Origin of the sequence: Bacillus sp. NPDC094106 (genome assembly GCF_044764345.1) — a bacterium.
GTDB lineage: Bacteria > Bacillota > Bacilli > Bacillales > Bacillaceae_G > Bacillus_A.
Genome location: NZ_JBIWHY010000007.1, coordinates 64,264 through 83,500, shown reverse-complemented (window position 1 = coordinate 83,500; position 19,237 = coordinate 64,264). Strand labels below are relative to the sequence as shown.

The following is a 19,237-nucleotide window of genomic DNA, read 5'->3' as shown; positions in this document are numbered from 1 at the left end:
TAGAAAGTGGGGAGGAAAGAAACATGCATTTTAAATTATCAGAAGAACATGAAATGATACGAAAAATGGTTCGAGATTTTGCAAGGAATGAAGTGGCACCAACAGCGGCAGAGCGTGATGAAGAGGAGCGATTTGACCGTTCTTTATTTGACCAAATGGCGGGACTCGGTTTAACAGGGATTCCATGGCCTGAAGAATACGGCGGAATTGGAAGCGATTACTTGGCTTATGTGATTGCGGTGGAAGAGTTATCACGTGTCTGTGCTTCGACAGGTGTAACGCTATCTGCGCATACTTCACTTGCTGGATGGCCTATTTTTAAATTTGGGACAGAGGAACAAAAACAAAAGTTTTTACGCCCAATGGCGGAAGGAAAGAAAATTGGTGCATACGGTTTAACAGAGCCGAGTTCTGGCTCGGATGCGGGTGGAATGAGAACAACAGCGAAGCGAGATGGCAATCATTACATTTTAAATGGTTCAAAGATTTTTATTACAAATGGTGGAATCGCTGATATTTATGTTGTTTTTGCATTGACTGATCCAGAATCGAAGCAGCGCGGAACAAGTGCATTTATTGTAGAAAGTGATACACCAGGATTTTCGGTTGGTAAGAAAGAAAGTAAACTTGGAATTCGCTCTTCACCAACGACAGAAATTATGTTTGAAGAATGCCGCATTCCTGTAGAGAATTTGCTTGGCGAAGAAGGACAGGGATTTAAAATTGCTATGCAGACACTAGACGGTGGACGTAATGGCATTGCGGCGCAAGCTGTTGGTATTGCGCAAGGGGCTTTAGATGCTTCTGTTGATTATGCGAGAGAACGACATCAATTTGGGAAGCCGATTGCCGCGCAGCAAGGAATTGGTTTTAAACTAGCAGATATGGCAACGAATGTAGAAGCAGCGCGGCTACTAACCTATCAAGCTGCTTGGCTAGAATCAGAAGGGCTTCCATACGGGAAAGAATCCGCAATGTCAAAAGTGTTCGCTGGGGATACGGCGATGAAGGTAACGACTGAGGCGGTACAAGTATTTGGCGGTTATGGTTATACGAAGGATTATCCAGTAGAACGTTTCATGCGTGATGCAAAGATTACGCAAATTTATGAGGGAACACAAGAGATACAAAGGCTTGTCATTTCCCGTATGTTAACGAAATAAGAGAGAAGGCGTAGGTATTTTCCTACGCTTTTTCCTTCCAAATAGTAGAGAGAGGTGAAGGGGATGGTTAAACATAATGTGCATGCATCTGTAAAAGATGAGAAATTAGTTGCACTAAGACGCGAGCAGATGATTAAAGGAGCTGTGCAACTTTTTAAGCAAAAGGGATTTCCTCGTACAACAACGAGGGAAATTGCCAAGGCAGCAGGTTTTAGTATCGGTACACTTTATGAATATATCCGTACGAAAGATGATGTTTTGTATTTAGTATGTGATAGCATTTATGAACATGTAAAAGAACGATTAGAAGAAGTGGTCTGCACAGAAAAAGGAAGCGTTGAAAGTTTAAAAATAGCGATAACAAATTATTTTAAAGTAATGGACGAACTGCAGGAAGAAGTATTAATTATGTATCAAGAGGTTCGGTTTTTACCGAAAGAATCTCTCCCATACGTGTTAGAAAAAGAGTTTCAAATGGTGGGAATGTTTGAGAATATTTTAGAGCAGTGTACGAAAAATGGGACGTTTACATTAACGAAGAAGGAAATTCAGCTACTTGCTCATAATATTTTTATTCAAGGACAAATGTGGGGATTTAGACGATGGGCTCTGCAAAAACTTTACACCTTAGAGGAATATACAGAGATGCAAATAAGGTATGTATTGCATGGAGCACATATGCTTCCGAAATAAAGTGAAATGATTTGAAGGTGCTGGGCTTACTTTCAATTGGTACTTCCTTGATTGAAGCACGAAATAAAAAGCTAGTTACGAAAAGGTTGCTCTCGTAAATTATAATCCGTAATAACTTTTATTACTCTCTTGTGAAAGTTTCATGTTTTTTTTGTAGCATATTTGTTGGAGTTTTGTTTATAATGAATAGTATGGATTTTTTTAAACAGGTCGTTATATATAGGATTATATTTTAAGAAAGGAAGTGCCGCATAAGTGGATTTTAAGCAATATTCACCAGAAGAGCTACAAGAATTTTCCATGATTGAAGTTGTACATAGTGTTTTAGAGGATAAAAGACAAGCAACGTCATTCCAGGATTTAGTTCAAGAAATCGCTCAAGTGCTGGGACTATCTCAAGAGCAAGTTAATGCGAAAATCGCACAATTTTATACAGATTTAAATATCGATGGACGTTTCATTAATTTAGGAGAAAATCGTTGGGGCTTGCGCAGCTGGTACCCATATGAGCAAATTGATGAAGAAATCCTACCACAACCAAAACCTAAGAAAAAGCGCAAAGTTGAAGAAGATGACTTTGATGACTACATTGAAGAAGATGAAAACGACTTCGATGATGAAGACGAAAATGATGACGATGCAGAAGATTTGGACGAGGTTCTTGAAGAAGATGATGATCTTGACGATTTAGATGACGAAGATGATGATGAAGACTTCGCCGATGAAGAACTTGAGTATGATGAAACAGAAGAAGAGGAAGAGGAACAACTGTAGTTCTTGACTTTTCATTATCGTCCATGTAGAATCATTTTTGGGCTCTTTAAAACAGGACGATAATACTTTTAAAGTGTAAATATAAAAGAAAATTGCTCCCTACTTATTACTTTTTGTAATGAGGGGAGCAATTTTCTTTTTTGTTTTTTGTTTAGAAAATAAAAAGAGTCTAACAATAAGATAGATATAGTGTTATCTACATACGTTGCGCTCTGCAACGGTGATTATATAACAACAAAGTAGAAGGGAGTATTTTCATGACTAAGTATATTTTTGTAACAGGCGGTGTAGTATCGTCTTTAGGAAAAGGGATTACAGCAGCATCTCTTGGGAGACTTTTAAAAAATCGTGGTTTAAACGTAACAATTCAAAAGTTTGACCCATACATTAACGTAGACCCAGGGACAATGAGCCCATATCAACACGGTGAGGTATTCGTAACAGATGATGGCGCAGAAACAGACTTAGACCTTGGTCATTATGAGCGTTTCATTGATATTAACTTAAACAAATACAGCAACGTAACAACAGGTAAAATTTACTCTTCAGTTCTTCAAAAAGAGCGTCGTGGTGAATATTTAGGAGGAACAGTTCAGGTTATTCCTCATATTACAAATGAAATTAAAGAACGTGTATATCGTTCTGGTCGCGAAACAAATGCAGACGTTGTTATTACAGAAATCGGAGGAACAGTTGGGGATATTGAGTCTCTACCATTCCTAGAAGCAATTCGCCAAATTAAGAGTGATATTGGCCGTGACAACGTAATGTACATCCACTGTACATTAATCCCGTACTTAAAAGCAGCGGGTGAAATGAAAACAAAACCAACGCAACATAGCGTTAAAGAACTTCGTAGCTTAGGTATTCAACCAAACATTATCGTTGTTCGTACAGAAATGCCTGTTTCTCAAGATATGAAAGACAAGCTTGCTTTATTCTGTGACATCGATCAAAAAGCAGTTATCGAAGCGCGCGATGCAGATACATTATATGCAGTTCCATTATCTCTTCAAGAGCAAAACATGGACCAAATCGTTTGCGATCACTTAAAACTAGACAACCCAGCTGCAGATATGACAGAGTGGACTGCTTTAGTAGAAAAAGTACGTAATCTTTCTAAGAAAACAAAAATCGCTCTTGTTGGTAAATATGTAGAGCTTCAAGATGCATATATTTCTGTTGTAGAAGCACTTCGTCATGCAGGTTATTCATTTGATACAGATGTAGAAGTGAAATGGGTAAACGCTGAGCATGTAACAGCAGAAAACGTAAAAGAATTAGTTGGCGACACAGACGGTATCCTTGTGCCAGGTGGCTTCGGCGATCGTGGTGTAGAAGGAAAAATCGTTGCAATTCAATATGCACGTGAAAACAAAGTCCCATTCTTAGGAATTTGCTTAGGTATGCAACTTGCATCAATCGAATTTGCACGTAACGTATTAGGACTAGAAGGAGCTAACTCTTCTGAAATCAATCCTGACACGCCATATGCAATTATCGATTTATTACCAGAACAAAAAGATGTAGAAGATCTAGGTGGTACACTTCGTCTTGGTCTATACCCATGTAAGCTTGCTCTAGAAACAAATGCTTACAATGCGTACAATGAGCCAGTTGTTTATGAACGTCATCGTCATCGCTATGAGTTCAATAATCAATTCCGTCAAGATATGGAAAACGCTGGATTCATCTTCTCTGGTACAAGCCCAGATGGTCGCTTAGTAGAAATCATTGAATTACAAGATCATCCTTGGTTCGTGGCAGCACAGTTCCACCCAGAACTTGTATCTCGTCCAAACCGTCCACAACCATTGTTCCATGATTTCGTAAAAGCTTCTATTACGAATAAAGAAGGTAAGTAAAAAAAGAAAAGGCGTCCTGAACGGCGCCTTTTTTGTTTTATTCATATTCATTAATCATTTCGTCAATTGTAAATTTTAAGCCGTGATAAGCCAATAAAGATAAGATTAAACTTGGGAATCCATAACGGTTGCCTTCATCGTCTGGAATTAAGCCTTTTAATAGCCTTGTATCAATATGTACATCTGTATATTGTTCTAGGGATTCAGAGCCTTCTTGAACGGCTGAAATCCCAACAATAGATTGGCCTTCTTCTTGCAATTTCTTTGCGATTGAAACAATTTCTCCATCTGTTGAAAATCGACTGATGAGAAGTACGCGGTCTGCGGAGGTAACTTCTGTTTGTTTTCCATTATCTATCAAGCGTTTTGCTTGTTTCATTGGCTCTGCGCCGCATAAGGCTTCAGAGACAACGCCTTCCATTTCGTTTGTACCGTGTAAATAAATGATGCCATCACCAACTAATGCTTGAGCAAGTAGACGGGCACTATCTTCTATATTCATCTCTTCTTTTTGAGAAATTCTTGTGAAATAGCCACTTAGCTGAGTAGAAAAAATTTTTAACATTGTACTGCTCCTTTCGATTGTGTTAGGCGGCTTTCATTATAGCCTATTTTTGTAGAAAGGCGAAGTAATAGGGGTAGCATATCAAAATAGGAAACGGTAAAATAAGAAATAATAGGAAGGAATTTGGTAAAGAATATCGAAAGTAAATCGGATAAGATATAAGAAGCTTTTAATCTTGTACTTACAATAGAAAGGTTGGGGGATTATGGAAGGGAAAATTTTAATCGTTGATGATCAATATGGCATTCGTGTGTTATTGCATGAAGTGTTCCAAAAAGAAGGTTATCAAACGTTCCAAGCTGCAAATGGATTTCAAGCTTTAGATATCGTGAAAAAAGATAATCCAGATTTAGTTATTTTAGATATGAAAATTCCAGGTATGGATGGTATAGAGATTTTAAAACATGTAAAAGAAATTAACGAAGATATTAAAGTTATTTTAATGACTGCTTATGGAGAACTTGATATGATCCAAGAAGCAAAAGATTTAGGGGCTTTAATGCACTTTGCTAAGCCGTTTGATATTGATGAAATTCGCCAGGCAGTGAGAAGTGAAATCACTGTAGAGGCATAAAAATGAATTTTTTATAAAAAATATGAAAAAAAGCGTTTACATGGACTGATGAGCAGGTGAATACAGTTGAGTTTTTGAGTACAAGTTGTTATCCTATTGAGTGTAGAAAAAAGTCCGGTATGTTGATATACATATTTTTCCTTATTCTGGTCATACTACCAGCGATAAGAACTTATCGGATACAAAAAACGTTTTTAGGAGGATTCATCATGCCTTTAGTTTCCATGAAAGAAATGCTAAACAAAGCACTAGAAGGAAAATACGCAGTTGGTCAATTCAACATGAACAACTTAGAGTGGACTCAAGCTATCTTAGCTGCTGCGGAAGAAGAAAAATCTCCTGTAATCTTAGGTGTATCTGAGGGTGCAGCTCGTCATATGACTGGTTTCAAAACAGTTGTAGCTATGGTTAAAGCTTTAATCGAAGAAATGAACATCACTGTTCCTGTAGCGATTCACCTTGACCATGGTTCAAGCTTTGAAAAATGTAAAGAAGCAATCGATGCAGGCTTTACATCTGTAATGATCGACGCTTCTCACCACCCATTCGAAGAAAACGTAGAAACTACTAAAAAAGTAGTAGAATATGCACACGCTCGTAATGTATCTGTAGAAGCTGAGCTTGGAACAGTTGGCGGACAAGAAGATGACGTAATCGCTGAGGGCGTTATCTACGCTGATCCTGAAGAGTGTAAACACCTTGTTGAAGCAACAGGTATCGATTGCCTAGCTCCAGCTTTAGGTTCTGTACACGGTCCTTACAAAGGTGAGCCTAACTTAGGATTTAAAGAAATGGAACAAGTTCGTGACTTCACTGGTGTACCTTTAGTACTTCACGGTGGTACTGGTATCCCAACTGCTGACATCACAAAAGCTATTTCTTTAGGTACTTCAAAAATCAACGTAAACACTGAGAACCAAATCGAGTTTACAAAAGCTGTTCGTGAAGTATTAAATAAAGACCAAGAAGTTTACGATCCTCGTAAATTTATCGGACCTGGCCGCGAAGCTATCAAAGCAACTGTTATTGGTAAAATTCGTGAATTCGGTTCTAACGGTAAAGCGTAAGAATAAAATTCCGTTTTGGAAACCGTCTAGTCTTTTAGACGGTTTCCTTTCGTTGTATAATGAAAGCGTGAACAAGTCTTAAGATTAATTAAATTTATACATTTCTTCATATTACCTATATATGATAGAGATTTTTTTACTTCTTTTATAAATATAAAGTGGAACATAATGTGCATAGTCCTATTAATAAATGTGATAATGTATCTAAGGCAATCGATGAACAAAGCTTGATAGGCAGTTAGTCTTCATCTATTTCTTTAAGGCATAACCATTTTCAGGTGAGGTCTTACTGCTTGTTAAGTTTAGGGCGGGGAAGAAATAAAAACGAATGGAAGCTTTATGTTGCTAGTTTGCTGAACGAATGAGATTCTTAAGGAAAGATTTTCGTTTTTCTTTATTAAAAAGAAAAGCCGAAAGGAAATACATTCATAAGAAGGGAGCTCAACATGGAAAAATTGTTGATTGAAGGTGGAAGACCTTTAAACGGATCGATTCGCGTGAGCGGTGCAAAAAACAGTGCTGTTGCTCTAATTCCAGCGACAATTTTGGCTGATACTCCAGTAACCATCGGTGGTGTACCTAATATTTCAGATGTGAAGATGTTAGGAGACCTATTAGAGGAAATTGGAGGAGTTGTAACGTATGGTCAGGAGGAAGAGATGACGGTTGATCCTTCCCAAATGGTTGCGATGCCTTTACCAAATGGAAAAGTAAAAAAATTGCGTGCTTCTTATTACTTGATGGGCGCGATGCTTGGTCGTTTCAAAAAAGCTGTAATTGGGCTTCCTGGTGGATGTCATTTAGGACCAAGACCAATCGATCAGCATATTAAAGGGTTTGAAGCGCTAGGTGCACATGTTACAAATGAGCAAGGTGCCATTTATTTAAGAGCAGATGAACTAAGAGGGGCGCGCATTTATTTGGATGTTGTGAGTGTGGGAGCTACGATTAACATTATGCTGGCAGCTGTACGGGCAAAAGGCAGAACTGTGATTGAAAATGCGGCAAAAGAGCCGGAGATTATTGATGTAGCTACATTGTTAACAAGTATGGGTGCGAGAATTAAAGGTGCTGGTACAGATGTGATTCGTATCGAGGGTGTAGATTCCTTGCACGGCTGTCACCATTCTATTATTCCAGACCGTATTGAAGCGGGTACGTATATGATTTTAGGAGCCGCATCTGGCGGAGAGGTAATGGTTGATAATGTCATTCCGCAACATCTAGAGTCAATTACTGCAAAACTAAGAGAAGCTGGTGTGCAAGTTGAAACGAATGATGATCAAATTACGGTGAATGGCAATCGTAGGTTAAGGACGGTTGACATAAAAACACTTGTATATCCAGGTTTTCCGACGGATTTGCAGCAACCTTTTACAACGCTTTTAACAAAGGCACATGGAACTGGAGTTGTAACGGATACAATTTACGGTGCTCGTTTTAAACATATTGATGAATTGCGCCGAATGAATGCACAAATTAAAGTAGAAGGCCGTTCTGCCATTGTGACGGGCCCGGTATTGTTACAAGGAGCAAAGGTGAAAGCTAGCGACTTGCGAGCAGGAGCTGCGCTTGTAATCGCAGGATTAATGGCTGATGGAATTACAGAAGTGACAGGTCTCGAACATATTGACCGAGGCTATGAAAATATAGTAGACAAGCTTAAGGGGCTTGGTGCAAATATTTGGCGGGAACAAATGACGCAGCAAGAGATTGAAGAAATGAAAAATGCATAATAGTGTATTTTTTACTAGCTAGTAAAAAATACAAATGAAGTGGTGGTGCTTCCGTTAATGGGGAACGAAGAATCACTACTGACGGAAGCTGCACTTTATATAGAAAGAAACAGTTCACAAAATACGGCATAAATATTCAGACTTAAAGGAGAGGGATTATTGTGGAAAGAAGTTTATCTATGGAGTTAGTACGTGTAACAGAGGCTGCAGCATTATCATCAGCGCGCTGGATGGGACGCGGGAAAAAAGATGAGGCAGACGGTGCAGCAACATCAGCAATGCGTGATGTATTTGATACAGTTCCGATGAAAGGTACAGTTGTCATTGGTGAGGGAGAAATGGATGAAGCGCCAATGCTATACATTGGAGAAAAATTAGGTACAGGATATGGCCCGCGTGTCGATGTTGCAGTTGATCCATTAGAAGGTACAAACATTGTAGCAGCTGGAGGCTGGAATGCACTTGCTGTTATTGCAATCGCGGATCACGGCAATTTGTTACATGCTCCTGACATGTACATGGATAAAATCGCGGTTGGCCCAGAAGCGGTTGGTGCGGTCGACATTGATGCACCTATTATTGATAACTTACGTGCCGTGGCAAAGGCAAAAAATAAAGATATTGAAGATGTTGTGGCAACAGTTTTAAATCGACCACGTCATCAAGCGATTATTGAAGAAATTCGCAAAGCGGGTGCTCGTATCAAGTTAATCAATGATGGAGACGTAGCTGGGGCAATTAATACAGCATTTGATCGTACAGGTGTTGATATTTTATTTGGTTCTGGTGGCGCACCTGAAGGGGTTCTTGCAGCTGTTGCATTAAAATGTTTAGGCGGAGAAATTCACGGGAAACTTCTTCCACAAAATGAAGCAGAGTTAGCACGTTGCAAAAAAATGGGTATTGAAGATATAAATCGTATCCTTCGCATGGAAGACCTAGTGAAAGGTGATGATGCAATCTTTGCAGCAACAGGTGTCACAGATGGTGAATTACTACGCGGTGTTCAATTTAAAGGCAGCGTTGGTACAACAGAATCCCTTGTTATGCGTGCAAAATCTGGAACAGTTCGCTTCGTTGATGGACGCCATAGCTTAAATAAAAAACCTAATTTGGTTATTAAGTAAAAAGCGGAGGCGGCTCGTTTAGAAGGGAAGGGCATTGGAACTCCTGACGAAGAGGTGCTTTTTGCCTCGCAGGAAGGGGTGAAATGACCGATCCTTCTAGCCGCCGGATCTGGATTAAATAAAAGCGGAAATGGCTCGCACAGCCTTCTGCAAAATGAGATAAATAGAAAAAACAGAAGCAATATAAAAAGCGGAGACAAAATTTCTTGTCTGCGCTTCTTGTATTTGTGTTACAACGTATTGATTAAAACTAGACAAAAAGGTTACAATAGTGAATATTACCCTACTTGAACTTATTGCCTTTCATTACCATGTATTTGCCTTCCGTATTTTTTCCCCTTTACCCATGTGAAAAGAGAATAATATTAAAGTGTGGTGTCTAAATGAATTTGTCAATTGCAGCATTAGAAAACATGAAATTAAAAGAGTTATATGAGCTTGCAAAAGAGTTCAAGATTTCGTATTACAGCAAATTAACAAAGAAAGAGTTAATTTTTGCTATATTAAAAGCTCGAGCAGAAAAAGAAGGTTTCTTTTTCATGGAAGGTGTACTGGAGATTATCCAATCAGAAGGATTTGGATTCCTACGTCCAATCAATTATTCTCCAAGCTCAGAAGATATTTATATTTCGGCTTCGCAAATTCGTCGCTTCGATTTGCGTAATGGAGATAAAGTTTCTGGTAAAGTACGACCACCGAAAGAAAACGAACGCTATTTTGGATTGCTGCAGGTTGAAGCGGTAAATGGTGATGATCCAGAATCAGCAAAAGAGCGTGTGCATTTTCCTGCATTAACACCGTTATATCCAGATCGTCAAATGAAATTGGAGACGGAGCCGAAGAAATTATCAACACGCATCATGGATTTAATGGCACCAGTTGGATTTGGACAACGTGGTTTAATTGTTGCGCCTCCAAAGGCTGGTAAAACAATCTTGTTAAAAGAAATTGCTCACAGTGTCACAACGAATCATCCAGAAGCGGAATTAATTGTACTTTTAATCGATGAACGTCCAGAGGAAGTAACGGATATTGAACGTTCTGTTAAAGGTGACGTGGTAAGTTCTACATTCGATGAAGTGCCAGAGAACCATATTAAAGTGGCTGAGCTTGTATTAGAACGTGCGATGCGTCTTGTAGAACATAAAAAAGACGTTATTATTTTAATGGATAGTATTACCCGTTTAGCGCGTGCTTACAACCTTGTTATTCCACCAAGTGGACGTACATTATCGGGTGGTATTGACCCAGCTGCTTTCCATAGACCAAAACGATTTTTCGGGGCTGCTCGTAATATCGAAGAAGGCGGTAGCTTAACAATTTTAGCAACAGCACTTGTTGATACAGGGTCTCGTATGGATGATGTGATTTACGAAGAGTTTAAAGGAACAGGTAATATGGAACTTCATTTAGATCGCTCGTTAGCTGAGCGTCGTATCTTCCCAGCGATTGATCTTCGCCGTTCTGGTACGCGTAAAGAAGATCTATTAATTCCGAAGGAACATTTAGACAAGCTATGGGGCATTCGTAAAACAATGCGCGATACACCAGACTTTGTTGAAAATTCCTTACGTAAGCTACGTCAAACGAAAACAAATGAAGAATTTTTACAAAACATTGTTGCAGATTCCAAAAGATATGTAACAACGAAGTAAAGGGAAATGATGAGGACTCGCTTATTATATTAAGCGAGTTTTTTTATGCTTTTTGTAAGAGAACCTTCGCCGGTTAGAGCGAAGCGAGCTGTCTCCACTTTTCACTTTATATCCAGCCATTTTTCTCCCTCATTTGAAGAAAAAAGCGCTTCTCTGTTGTGAGCTTCAATGTCCTGTGATTCTAAACGAGCCGCCTTCGCTTTTTATTTATAAAAAGACAAAAACAGGTAGTTGCAAAATGAAGTGAGCCTTGTTATAATTTCATCATATGTGTTTCATCAATATAGTTGTGATTGCAGCTAAAGATGAAAAACTCTGTTTCGAAAATGATTCAGGGCGGAAGGAGATGAAAAGAATGAAAGCAGGAATCCATCCAGATTACAAGAAAGTTGTATTTATGGACACAAACACAGGCTTCAAATTCTTAAGCGGATCTACTAAAGGTTCTAGCGAAACGGTTGAGTGGGAAGATGGAAACACTTATCCATTACTAAAAGTTGAGATCAGTTCTGATTCTCACCCATTCTACACTGGACGTCAGAAGTTTGCTACTGCAGACGGACGTGTTGACCGCTTCAATAAGAAATACGGTCTTAAGTAATAAAAAACATAAAACAGGCAAGTGTATGTATTCGCTTGTCTGTTTTTTTTGCGAAAATATTAACCTTTACCCTACTTTGGATAAGAAAAGTAGATGAAAGGAGAGCTCAATGTACTTAATAAATCAAAACGGTTGGATTGAAGTGATTTGCGGGAGTATGTTTTCTGGAAAGTCAGAAGAGCTCATCCGCCGTGTACGCCGTACACAATTTGCAAAGCAACATGCGATTGTATTTAAACCATGTATTGATAACCGTTATAGTGAAGAAGATGTTGTATCACATAATGGGTTGAAGGTGAAAGCAGTTCCTGTTTCAGCTTCAAAAGATATATTTAAACATATAACAGAAGAAATGGATGTTATTGCAATCGATGAGGTGCAATTTTTTGATGGGGACATTGTGGAAGTGGTGCAAATATTGGCAAATCGTGGCTATCGTGTCATCGTAGCCGGTTTAGACCAAGATTTCCGTGGTCTACCATTTGGACAAGTTCCTCAGCTGATGGCGATTGCTGAACATGTAACAAAGCTGCAAGCAGTTTGTTCTATATGTGGGTCTCCAGCAAGCCGTACACAACGTTTAATCGATGGGGAACCAGCTGTATTTGATGATCCAATTATTTTAGTTGGCGCTTCAGAGTCGTATGAGCCGCGCTGTCGTCATTGCCATGCAGTACCTCTAAAACAAAGATAAGTGAAACTCGCTTCATAGAGCGGGTTTTTTTCGAAAATAGATGAAGAGTGGTACGAGTCGGCTCCGCTTTTAAAGGTATCCAGCTCCAGCAGCAAGCTCTTCGCATCTAAGAACCTTCCACACAAAAGGAAAAGAACACCTTGTGTGCGGAAGAACCTTAGCTGGTCAGAGCTGAACGAGCTGCTTCCGCTTTTAAATATATCTAGCTCCGGCGGCAAGAATGGTCGGTGGCTTCGCTTCTTCCTCCCATTCTGAGCGAGCCGCCTGCGCTTTTAAAATAATAATTTGCGTTTTTTTGATTTTGTACCATATACTAATAATATTAGATACTAGGATGTTGAGGTGAATGATGTGTTAGATCGTTTGCAAGCTGTAGAAAATCGTTATGAGAAGTTAAACGAATTATTAAGTGATCCAGAGGTTATTAGTGATTCGAATAAGCTTCGTGAATATTCAAAGGAACAATCTGATATTCAAGAAACGGTAGAGGTATACCGTGAGTATAAGGATGTTCGTGAGCAATTAAAAGATGCAAAAGCAATGTTAGAAGATAAGTTAGATGCTGACATGCGTGAAATGGTAAAGGAAGAAGTTTCTGAGTTAGAGCGGCAAGAGAAGGGATTATCAGAGCGTCTGAAAATTTTACTTGTTCCAAAAGACCCGAACGATGATAAAAACGTTATCGTGGAGGTACGTGGTGCTGCTGGTGGCGATGAGGCTGCTTTATTTGCTGGTGATTTATACCGTATGTATAGCCGTTATGCTGAGGTGCAAGGTTGGAAAACTGAAATTATCGAGGCAAGCTATACAGAATTAGGTGGATATAAAGAGATTATCTTTATGATTAACGGTAAAGGTGCTTTCGCAAAATTGAAATTTGAAAATGGTGCACACCGTGTGCAACGTGTTCCGGAAACAGAGTCTGGGGGACGTATCCATACTTCTACAGCAACTGTAGCTGTATTACCAGAAGCGGAAGAAGTAGAGATTGATATTCATGAAAAAGATGTTCGTGTTGATACGTTTGCTTCTAGTGGACCTGGTGGACAAAGTGTTAATACAACGATGTCAGCGGTGCGTTTAACGCATTTACCGACTGGTGTAGTTGTATCTTGTCAGGATGAAAAGTCACAAATTAAGAACAAAGAAAAAGCAATGAAAGTATTACGTGCGCGTGTTTATGATAAGTTTCGACAAGAAGCTCAGGCTGAGTACGATCAAAACCGTAAGCAAGCTGTTGGTACAGGAGACCGTTCAGAACGTATCCGTACGTATAACTTCCCGCAAAACCGTGTTACAGACCATCGAATCGGTTTAACGATTCAAAAGCTAGATCAAATCTTACAAGGTAAGTTAGATGATTTCATTAACGCCTTAGTGATGGAAGATCAAGCGCAAAAGATGGAGGCAGCTGAGTAATGCGTGTCTATGAAGCCCTGAAATGGGCTTCTTCTTTTTTACAAGAAAATGGACGAGATGAAAATGCGGGAGAAATCGTCCTTTGTCATGTATTAAAAACGAATCGAACAGGTTTAATGATGAACATGCGTGAAGAGATATCTGAGGAACAAGAGAAGACTTTTACAGAATTTATCCACAAACATGTTGATGGAATTCCTGTTCAATATATGCTTGGATACGAAATGTTTTATGGTCGTTCATTTTTCGTAAATGAAGAGGTATTAATACCAAGGCCAGAAACAGAAGAGCTTATCGTAGGTGTATTAAATAGAATCCAGCGTAAGTTTGGTAAGCAGGAACTTCATGTAGCTGACATTGGAACGGGAAGCGGAGCGATTTCAATTACACTTGCTTTAGAAAGTAAAGATCTTCATATGTATACAGTAGATATTGCACAGGAATCAATTGAGGTTGCGAAAGAAAATGCAAAGGCGTTAGGAGCGAATGTGACGTTTTATCATGGTGATTTATTATCGCCATTTTATGAAACGGGGCAAAAGTTAGATGTTGTTGTTTCAAATCCTCCATATATACCAGAAGAGGACTGGAGAGGGCTTTCTTCGGTTGTGAAAGAGCATGAACCAAAGCGTGCACTTGTTGGTGGAGAAGATGGGCTTGATTTTTATCGTCGCTTTATGGAGGAGCTACCGAGGGTGTTACAGAAAAAAGCAATTGTTGCTTTTGAAGTAGGTGTAGGGCAAGGGGAAGATGTAAAAGGGTTATTGGAGCAGGCCTTTCCACAAGCTTGTGTAGAAGTTGTTTTTGATATTAACGGAAAAGATCGTATGGTATTTGCGGAAATGGAGTAAGGTAGAACCTTACTCCATTTTTCTATATAAATCCATTTTGACTTTTCAACACATAAGTCGCTGCCACGAAGCACAAAAGGTGACCTGTACTCGTTTTCTCTCTTTGTTTTAACTTGGCATGGAGCAGGAAAAGGAACTGACCGCATATATGCATGGCTGGACGCTCTCTTCCAATCAAAAAAGAAAGGTTTTATATCGTTTTTTCAATTTGTATGTATAAATAAATATTAACTAACATACAAGTCGCGACTATGAAAGTAAAAGAATACCTCCACTCATTTTCTCCCTGTATTTTCACATGGAATGGGGCCAAAAAAGGCCCTGACCGCATCTATGCATGGCCGGACGCTCTCTTCCACCAAAAAAAGGTTTTATATCAGTTTTTCAATTTATGTACTTGAAAGTTTTTCTATAGATTTAGAATTTAATAGTTTAGAAAGAAGTAAGTGTGTCTACACTGTTTACAGAAGGGACGGTGCAGAGGATGAAAAAACAAGTGATTGCATATTTTCTTTTATTATTAATTGGTGCACAGTTACTTGTGCAGTTTGGATATATGAAAGCCGATGCAAAGGGACCTGCTGTTATTCCAAAGGAAGCGGTTCGATTACGCATTTTAGCGAATAGCGATTCAAATGAAGATCAAGCGCTAAAACGTAAGGTGCGCGATGAAGTAAAAATGCAAATTGATAGTTGGGTAGCCAATTTAAAATCGTTTGAAGAAGCACGCCAAGTCATCCAGAGTCACATCCCAGAAATTGAAAAAACAGTTGCGAGTACGTTAAAACGAGAAGGAAGTAAAGAATCATTTCAAGTTACATTTGGAAAACATATAAAATTTCCTACAAAAGTATACGGGAATTTCATTTATCCGGCAGGAGAATACGAAGCGGTGCTGATTACAATTGGTAAAGGTGAAGGAGCAAATTGGTGGTGTGTATTGTTTCCGCCAATGTGCTTTCTAGATTTCTCTAGTGGAACAGCTGTAAAGAAAGAAGAGCATGTTGTAAAAGCAGAATCCGTTGAAGAAGAACAAGTAGTACCACAACAAGAAAAAGAAGAAGTATCGAAAAAAACAAATACAAAAAATACATCACAGCAAGAAGTAAGAAAACAAAATAAGGAAGTTGTTCCAAAGCAAGAAACAGAAAAAGAAATTGCTACAAAAGTGCAAACCGCCGTGGAAGTGAAAAATGAAAAGATTGCCCAAGAGAGAAGTGAAAAACTAGAAGAAAAAGAAGCTGTGGAAAAAGCAGAACAACCTGTGAAGCAGAAACAAAAACAAACGGTGGAAACAGAAGAGCAAGAAAAAGAGCCGGAAGTAAAACTGTTTATTGTAGAAGCATTTTCTTCTTTATTTTCTAAATAAGTACTACTTGTACATCCCTTCTCATATATAGAAATGAGGAGGGATTTATTGTGAAAAAGACTTACTTTGCTACAAACGCTGATATTGAAAGATTACATTCTTTTTTCGGACAAGCTAACAAAAAAGATGATAAAATAAATGAGTTGTATGAGCAATTTATGATATTGGAAGATGAGGGAGAAATACAGGCTGTCATTGGTTATGAACAAAAAGGAATGAATGCACTTGTTCGCTCTTGCTTGTTCACACTTGCTGTGGATAATAAGACCTTCTTATATTTTTTTGAAATGTTTTTGCAGTATATGAAAGAAAAAAGTATGCAGCAATTATATTTACTCACAAATCATCCACAATCCGTGACAATCTTTCAGTTTTTTGACTTTACAACTGTGGAAAAGGATAAAGTTCCAGATGATATTAAACAGCTAGAACATTTTTGTGAAAATATAAAACAGCAGAATGTAATAATACTAAATTGTCAGCTATTCACATAGTTATCCACTGATTAATCAGGTTTATCCACATTTTGTGGATAAACCTTGTTTGTCTTTTGGATAAATCTCATAGTAAACTACAAATAGACAAGTATTTCATGGAAGAAAAGGACGTGGAAAAAAATGCATACAAATATGTGGGTTGTGGATAATGTTGTGGAAACAAAAAAAGATTATCCACAATTACAAGAAGCAGCAAGATTATTAAGGGAAAATGAAGCAGTCGCCTTTCCTACAGAAACGGTGTATGGGCTAGGGGCAAACGCCATGAACGATGAAGCGATTGTGAAAATTTTTGAAGCAAAGGGAAGACCAAGTGATAATCCATTGATTGTCCACATCGGTGCAAAATCACAATTAAGTGGGATTGTAAGAGAAATTCCACCAGTTGCGGAAGTATTAATGAAGCACTTTTGGCCAGGGCCATTAACAATTATTTTACCTAAAAAAGACGGGATTTCAGAGAAGGTTACAGCAGGACTAGATACAGTTGGGGTTCGAATGCCTGATCATGAAGTGGCACTGGCCCTTATCGAAGCAGCAAATGTTCCTGTGGCAGCACCGAGCGCTAATCGTTCTGGACGACCAAGTCCGACGCTTGCTTCTCACGTATATGAAGATCTAAATGGAAAAATTGCTGGTATCGTTGATGGCGGTGCAACAGGCGTTGGTGTTGAATCAACAGTCATTGATTGTACGAGTGAAGTGCCAACGATTTTGCGTCCGGGAGGGATTACGAAGGAGCAGTTAGAAGAAGTAATCGGAACAGTTTCTTTAGATCCTGCATTAAAGGATGAAACAGAAAAACCGAAAGCGCCAGGAATGAAATATACGCATTATGCGCCGAAAGCACCTCTTAGTATTGTCGAAGGGTCTCGTGATTTCATTCAACAACTTGTGGATAAGAAGAAAGAACAAGGATATACAGTCGGTATACTAACGACAGAGGAATATCAACATGTGTATAAAGCGGATGTTGTATTATCTTGTGGGGTAAGAAGTGATTTGGCAAGCATTGCGACTAAATTATATGATGTACTTAGAACATTTGATGCAAGCAAAGTAGATGTTATTTTTAGTGAATCATTTCCGAATGAAGGAATTGGGAATGCGATTATGAATCGCTTAACGAAAGCGGCAGGACATCACATTATTACTGAAGAGTAGGTGAGTATGTAACTCGTCTTTCTAATAAATAGAATACTTTCATAGATTCTATTTCTCCTCGGATGAGCATATTTTGAAGTAGCACGTCCGAGGAGGGACAAGGATGACGGTTGAACAACTAGTACCTTTAATTATTATGGCATTCGCTTTAGGGATGGATGCATTTTCTGTAAGCCTCGGCATGGGTATGGTAGCATTAAGAATGCGGCAAATTATTTATATCGGTGTGATAATAGGGGCGTTTCATATTTTTATGCCATTTCTCGGTATGGTTCTTGGACGCTTTTTATCGGAAAAATTTGGCCAAGTTGCTACGATTGCCGGGGCTATTTTATTAGTTGGATTAGGTTTTTATATTGTTTACTCTTCTATTTTAGAAAGTGAAGATACAAGGTCTACTCCTGCTGGGATTAGTTTGTTTGTATTCGCATTTAGCGTGAGTATCGACAGCTTTTCGGTTGGATTAAGTCTTGGGATTTATGGAGCGCAAATGATTATAACAATATTGCTCTTTGGATTCATTAGCATGATATTAGCATGGATTGGTTTGTTAATTGGGAGACATGCAAAGCGTATGCTCGGTACATACGGTGAAATACTTGGCGGTATCATTCTTGTCGGTTTTGGATTAATCCTTCTTTTTCCGGTATAACCCTGTTATGGTGTAAGAAAATGGGAAAAGGTGAGGGGTATGAAGAAATTGTTGGAATGGTATATTAAACTGTTAACTTTTTTTCCAAGGTGGCTGCGTAGATTAATCATTTGGAGTGTTATTTTACAAATTGCAGTGCTCGGTTGGATTAACTTAATTCGTGAATGGTAAGATAAGTTCCTTTCTGTATGACATATTGTTTCTATTCATATTCGTTATAATAAAATAACCCATATACATAGAAAGGATGATATGAATGACAAGAATAAAACAAATTTTTGGTATCATTATTAGCTTTTTCGTATTCTGGTTTAGTATGCTCGGTGTGCAGATGTTTGCTGAGTTCTTAGATATAGATTCTTTAAAATTTATTGTGGGTAAAACAGAAACAGCACGTATGTTTTCTTCGCCGTATCCCTTCTTAATCGTTTTTCTAATTACATTACTTTCTTTATATTTCTTCGTTGTAAGGCTTGGAAAGCCAAAGAAAGAGAATGTACCTACGTTCGAAGAGAAGCGTGAGAAAGTATAATTAAATAAAAAAATCGTGTGTAATAAAGGAGCAGAAACTGTGAAGTTGAAAAGTATATCTGTTATCGATAACCAATGATAGCTAGAGAGGTCGATGGCCAATTCTGATTCTTTTTTGTCTTCTTATATGAATCCCCCGCCTATAATGGCGGGGGATTTTTCATATGAGATTTGAGGTGTATTCGGTTCAAGCCGCAAGCGCTTCTCTGTCGGGAGCTCCAATGTCCTGCGATTCTAAGC

The 19,237-nt window shown here is 38.6% G+C and carries 20 protein-coding genes; 19 read left to right on the top strand and 1 reads right to left on the bottom strand.

Annotated features, from left to right (window positions below; translation table 11 throughout):
• Positions 1-23: 23 nt before the first annotated feature.
• The 4 genes from acdA (at position 24) to pyrG (ending at position 4,495) form a co-directional block, all read left to right on the top strand.
• The gene (acdA, locus tag ACIQ7L_RS12565; RefSeq protein WP_400569516.1) at positions 24-1,163 is read left to right on the top strand and encodes an acyl-CoA dehydrogenase AcdA; all 1,140 of its coding nucleotides are present in this window, start codon (positions 24-26) and stop codon (positions 1,161-1,163) included.
• A gap of 63 nt (positions 1,164-1,226) precedes the next feature.
• On the top strand, positions 1,227-1,856 hold the full coding sequence (locus ACIQ7L_RS12560) for a TetR/AcrR family transcriptional regulator (protein ID WP_335358455.1): 630 nt from the start codon (positions 1,227-1,229) through the stop codon (positions 1,854-1,856).
• Positions 1,857-2,111: 255 nt separating this feature from the next.
• Positions 2,112-2,630: a DNA-directed RNA polymerase subunit delta gene (gene rpoE, locus ACIQ7L_RS12555; protein ID WP_400569514.1), complete on the top strand. Its 519-nt coding sequence runs from the start codon at positions 2,112-2,114 to the stop codon at positions 2,628-2,630.
• A 257-nt stretch (positions 2,631-2,887) separates the two neighbouring features.
• Positions 2,888-4,495: a CTP synthase gene (gene pyrG / locus ACIQ7L_RS12550; protein ID WP_400569513.1), complete on the top strand. Its 1,608-nt coding sequence runs from the start codon at positions 2,888-2,890 to the stop codon at positions 4,493-4,495.
• Between the two features lie 37 nt (positions 4,496-4,532).
• Here pyrG and ACIQ7L_RS12545 read toward each other — a convergent pair whose 3' ends face one another.
• Positions 4,533-5,060: a DUF2529 domain-containing protein gene (locus ACIQ7L_RS12545; protein WP_400569512.1), complete on the bottom strand. Its 528-nt coding sequence runs from the start codon at positions 5,058-5,060 to the stop codon at positions 4,533-4,535.
• 205 nt (positions 5,061-5,265) lie between these two features.
• Here ACIQ7L_RS12545 and spo0F point away from each other — a divergent pair, with 205 nt between their 5' ends.
• The 15 genes from spo0F to ACIQ7L_RS12470 all read left to right on the top strand — a co-directional run bounded on the left by spo0F (position 5,266) and on the right by ACIQ7L_RS12470 (position 18,998).
• Positions 5,266-5,634 carry a sporulation initiation phosphotransferase Spo0F gene (gene spo0F / locus ACIQ7L_RS12540; RefSeq protein ID WP_400569510.1) on the top strand — a complete coding sequence of 123 codons (369 nt, stop codon included), beginning with the start codon at positions 5,266-5,268 and terminating at the stop codon, positions 5,632-5,634.
• A gap of 209 nt (positions 5,635-5,843) precedes the next feature.
• Positions 5,844-6,701, top strand: coding sequence for a class II fructose-bisphosphate aldolase (locus ACIQ7L_RS12535; protein WP_017153575.1), 858 nt, complete (start codon positions 5,844-5,846; stop codon positions 6,699-6,701).
• A gap of 446 nt (positions 6,702-7,147) precedes the next feature.
• Positions 7,148-8,437 carry a UDP-N-acetylglucosamine 1-carboxyvinyltransferase gene (gene murA, locus ACIQ7L_RS12530; protein ID WP_400569508.1) on the top strand — a complete coding sequence of 430 codons (1,290 nt, stop codon included), beginning with the start codon at positions 7,148-7,150 and terminating at the stop codon, positions 8,435-8,437.
• Positions 8,438-8,598: 161 nt separating this feature from the next.
• Positions 8,599-9,564 carry a class II fructose-bisphosphatase gene (gene glpX / locus ACIQ7L_RS12525; protein WP_400569506.1) on the top strand — a complete coding sequence of 322 codons (966 nt, stop codon included), beginning with the start codon at positions 8,599-8,601 and terminating at the stop codon, positions 9,562-9,564.
• Positions 9,565-9,947: 383 nt separating this feature from the next.
• Positions 9,948-11,219 (top strand): transcription termination factor Rho, encoded by a 1,272-nt coding sequence (rho, locus tag ACIQ7L_RS12520; RefSeq protein ID WP_097897460.1) that lies wholly within the window; start codon positions 9,948-9,950, stop codon positions 11,217-11,219.
• A gap of 355 nt (positions 11,220-11,574) precedes the next feature.
• A complete protein-coding gene (locus ACIQ7L_RS12515; protein WP_000643436.1) occupies positions 11,575-11,820 on the top strand; it encodes a type B 50S ribosomal protein L31 in 246 nt (81 codons plus the stop codon).
• Positions 11,821-11,929: 109 nt separating this feature from the next.
• Positions 11,930-12,514, top strand: a complete 585-nt coding sequence (locus tag ACIQ7L_RS12510; RefSeq protein ID WP_400569504.1) for a thymidine kinase — start codon at positions 11,930-11,932, stop codon at positions 12,512-12,514.
• Between the two features lie 351 nt (positions 12,515-12,865).
• The gene (gene prfA / locus ACIQ7L_RS12505; protein WP_400569753.1) at positions 12,866-13,933 is read left to right on the top strand and encodes a peptide chain release factor 1; all 1,068 of its coding nucleotides are present in this window, start codon (positions 12,866-12,868) and stop codon (positions 13,931-13,933) included.
• A complete protein-coding gene (prmC, locus tag ACIQ7L_RS12500) occupies positions 13,933-14,784 on the top strand; it encodes a peptide chain release factor N(5)-glutamine methyltransferase (RefSeq protein WP_400569502.1) in 852 nt (283 codons plus the stop codon). The genes prfA and prmC overlap by 1 nt, the downstream gene beginning before the upstream one ends.
• Positions 14,785-15,259: 475 nt before the next feature.
• Positions 15,260-16,153 carry a stage II sporulation protein R gene (gene spoIIR, locus ACIQ7L_RS12495; RefSeq protein WP_400569751.1) on the top strand — a complete coding sequence of 298 codons (894 nt, stop codon included), beginning with the start codon at positions 15,260-15,262 and terminating at the stop codon, positions 16,151-16,153.
• A gap of 50 nt (positions 16,154-16,203) precedes the next feature.
• On the top strand, positions 16,204-16,647 hold the full coding sequence (locus ACIQ7L_RS12490) for a GNAT family N-acetyltransferase (protein ID WP_400569501.1): 444 nt from the start codon (positions 16,204-16,206) through the stop codon (positions 16,645-16,647).
• A gap of 123 nt (positions 16,648-16,770) precedes the next feature.
• Positions 16,771-17,814 carry an L-threonylcarbamoyladenylate synthase gene (locus tag ACIQ7L_RS12485; protein WP_400569499.1) on the top strand — a complete coding sequence of 348 codons (1,044 nt, stop codon included), beginning with the start codon at positions 16,771-16,773 and terminating at the stop codon, positions 17,812-17,814.
• A gap of 103 nt (positions 17,815-17,917) precedes the next feature.
• Positions 17,918-18,466: a manganese efflux pump MntP gene (locus ACIQ7L_RS12480; protein ID WP_400569497.1), complete on the top strand. Its 549-nt coding sequence runs from the start codon at positions 17,918-17,920 to the stop codon at positions 18,464-18,466.
• Positions 18,467-18,505: 39 nt separating this feature from the next.
• A complete protein-coding gene (locus ACIQ7L_RS12475; protein ID WP_400569495.1) occupies positions 18,506-18,637 on the top strand; it encodes a hypothetical protein in 132 nt (43 codons plus the stop codon).
• Positions 18,638-18,722: 85 nt separating this feature from the next.
• Complete coding sequence (locus ACIQ7L_RS12470; protein ID WP_400569494.1) at positions 18,723-18,998, top strand: DUF3935 domain-containing protein; 276 nt, start codon at positions 18,723-18,725, stop codon at positions 18,996-18,998.
• The last annotated feature ends 239 nt before the right edge of the window (positions 18,999-19,237 follow it).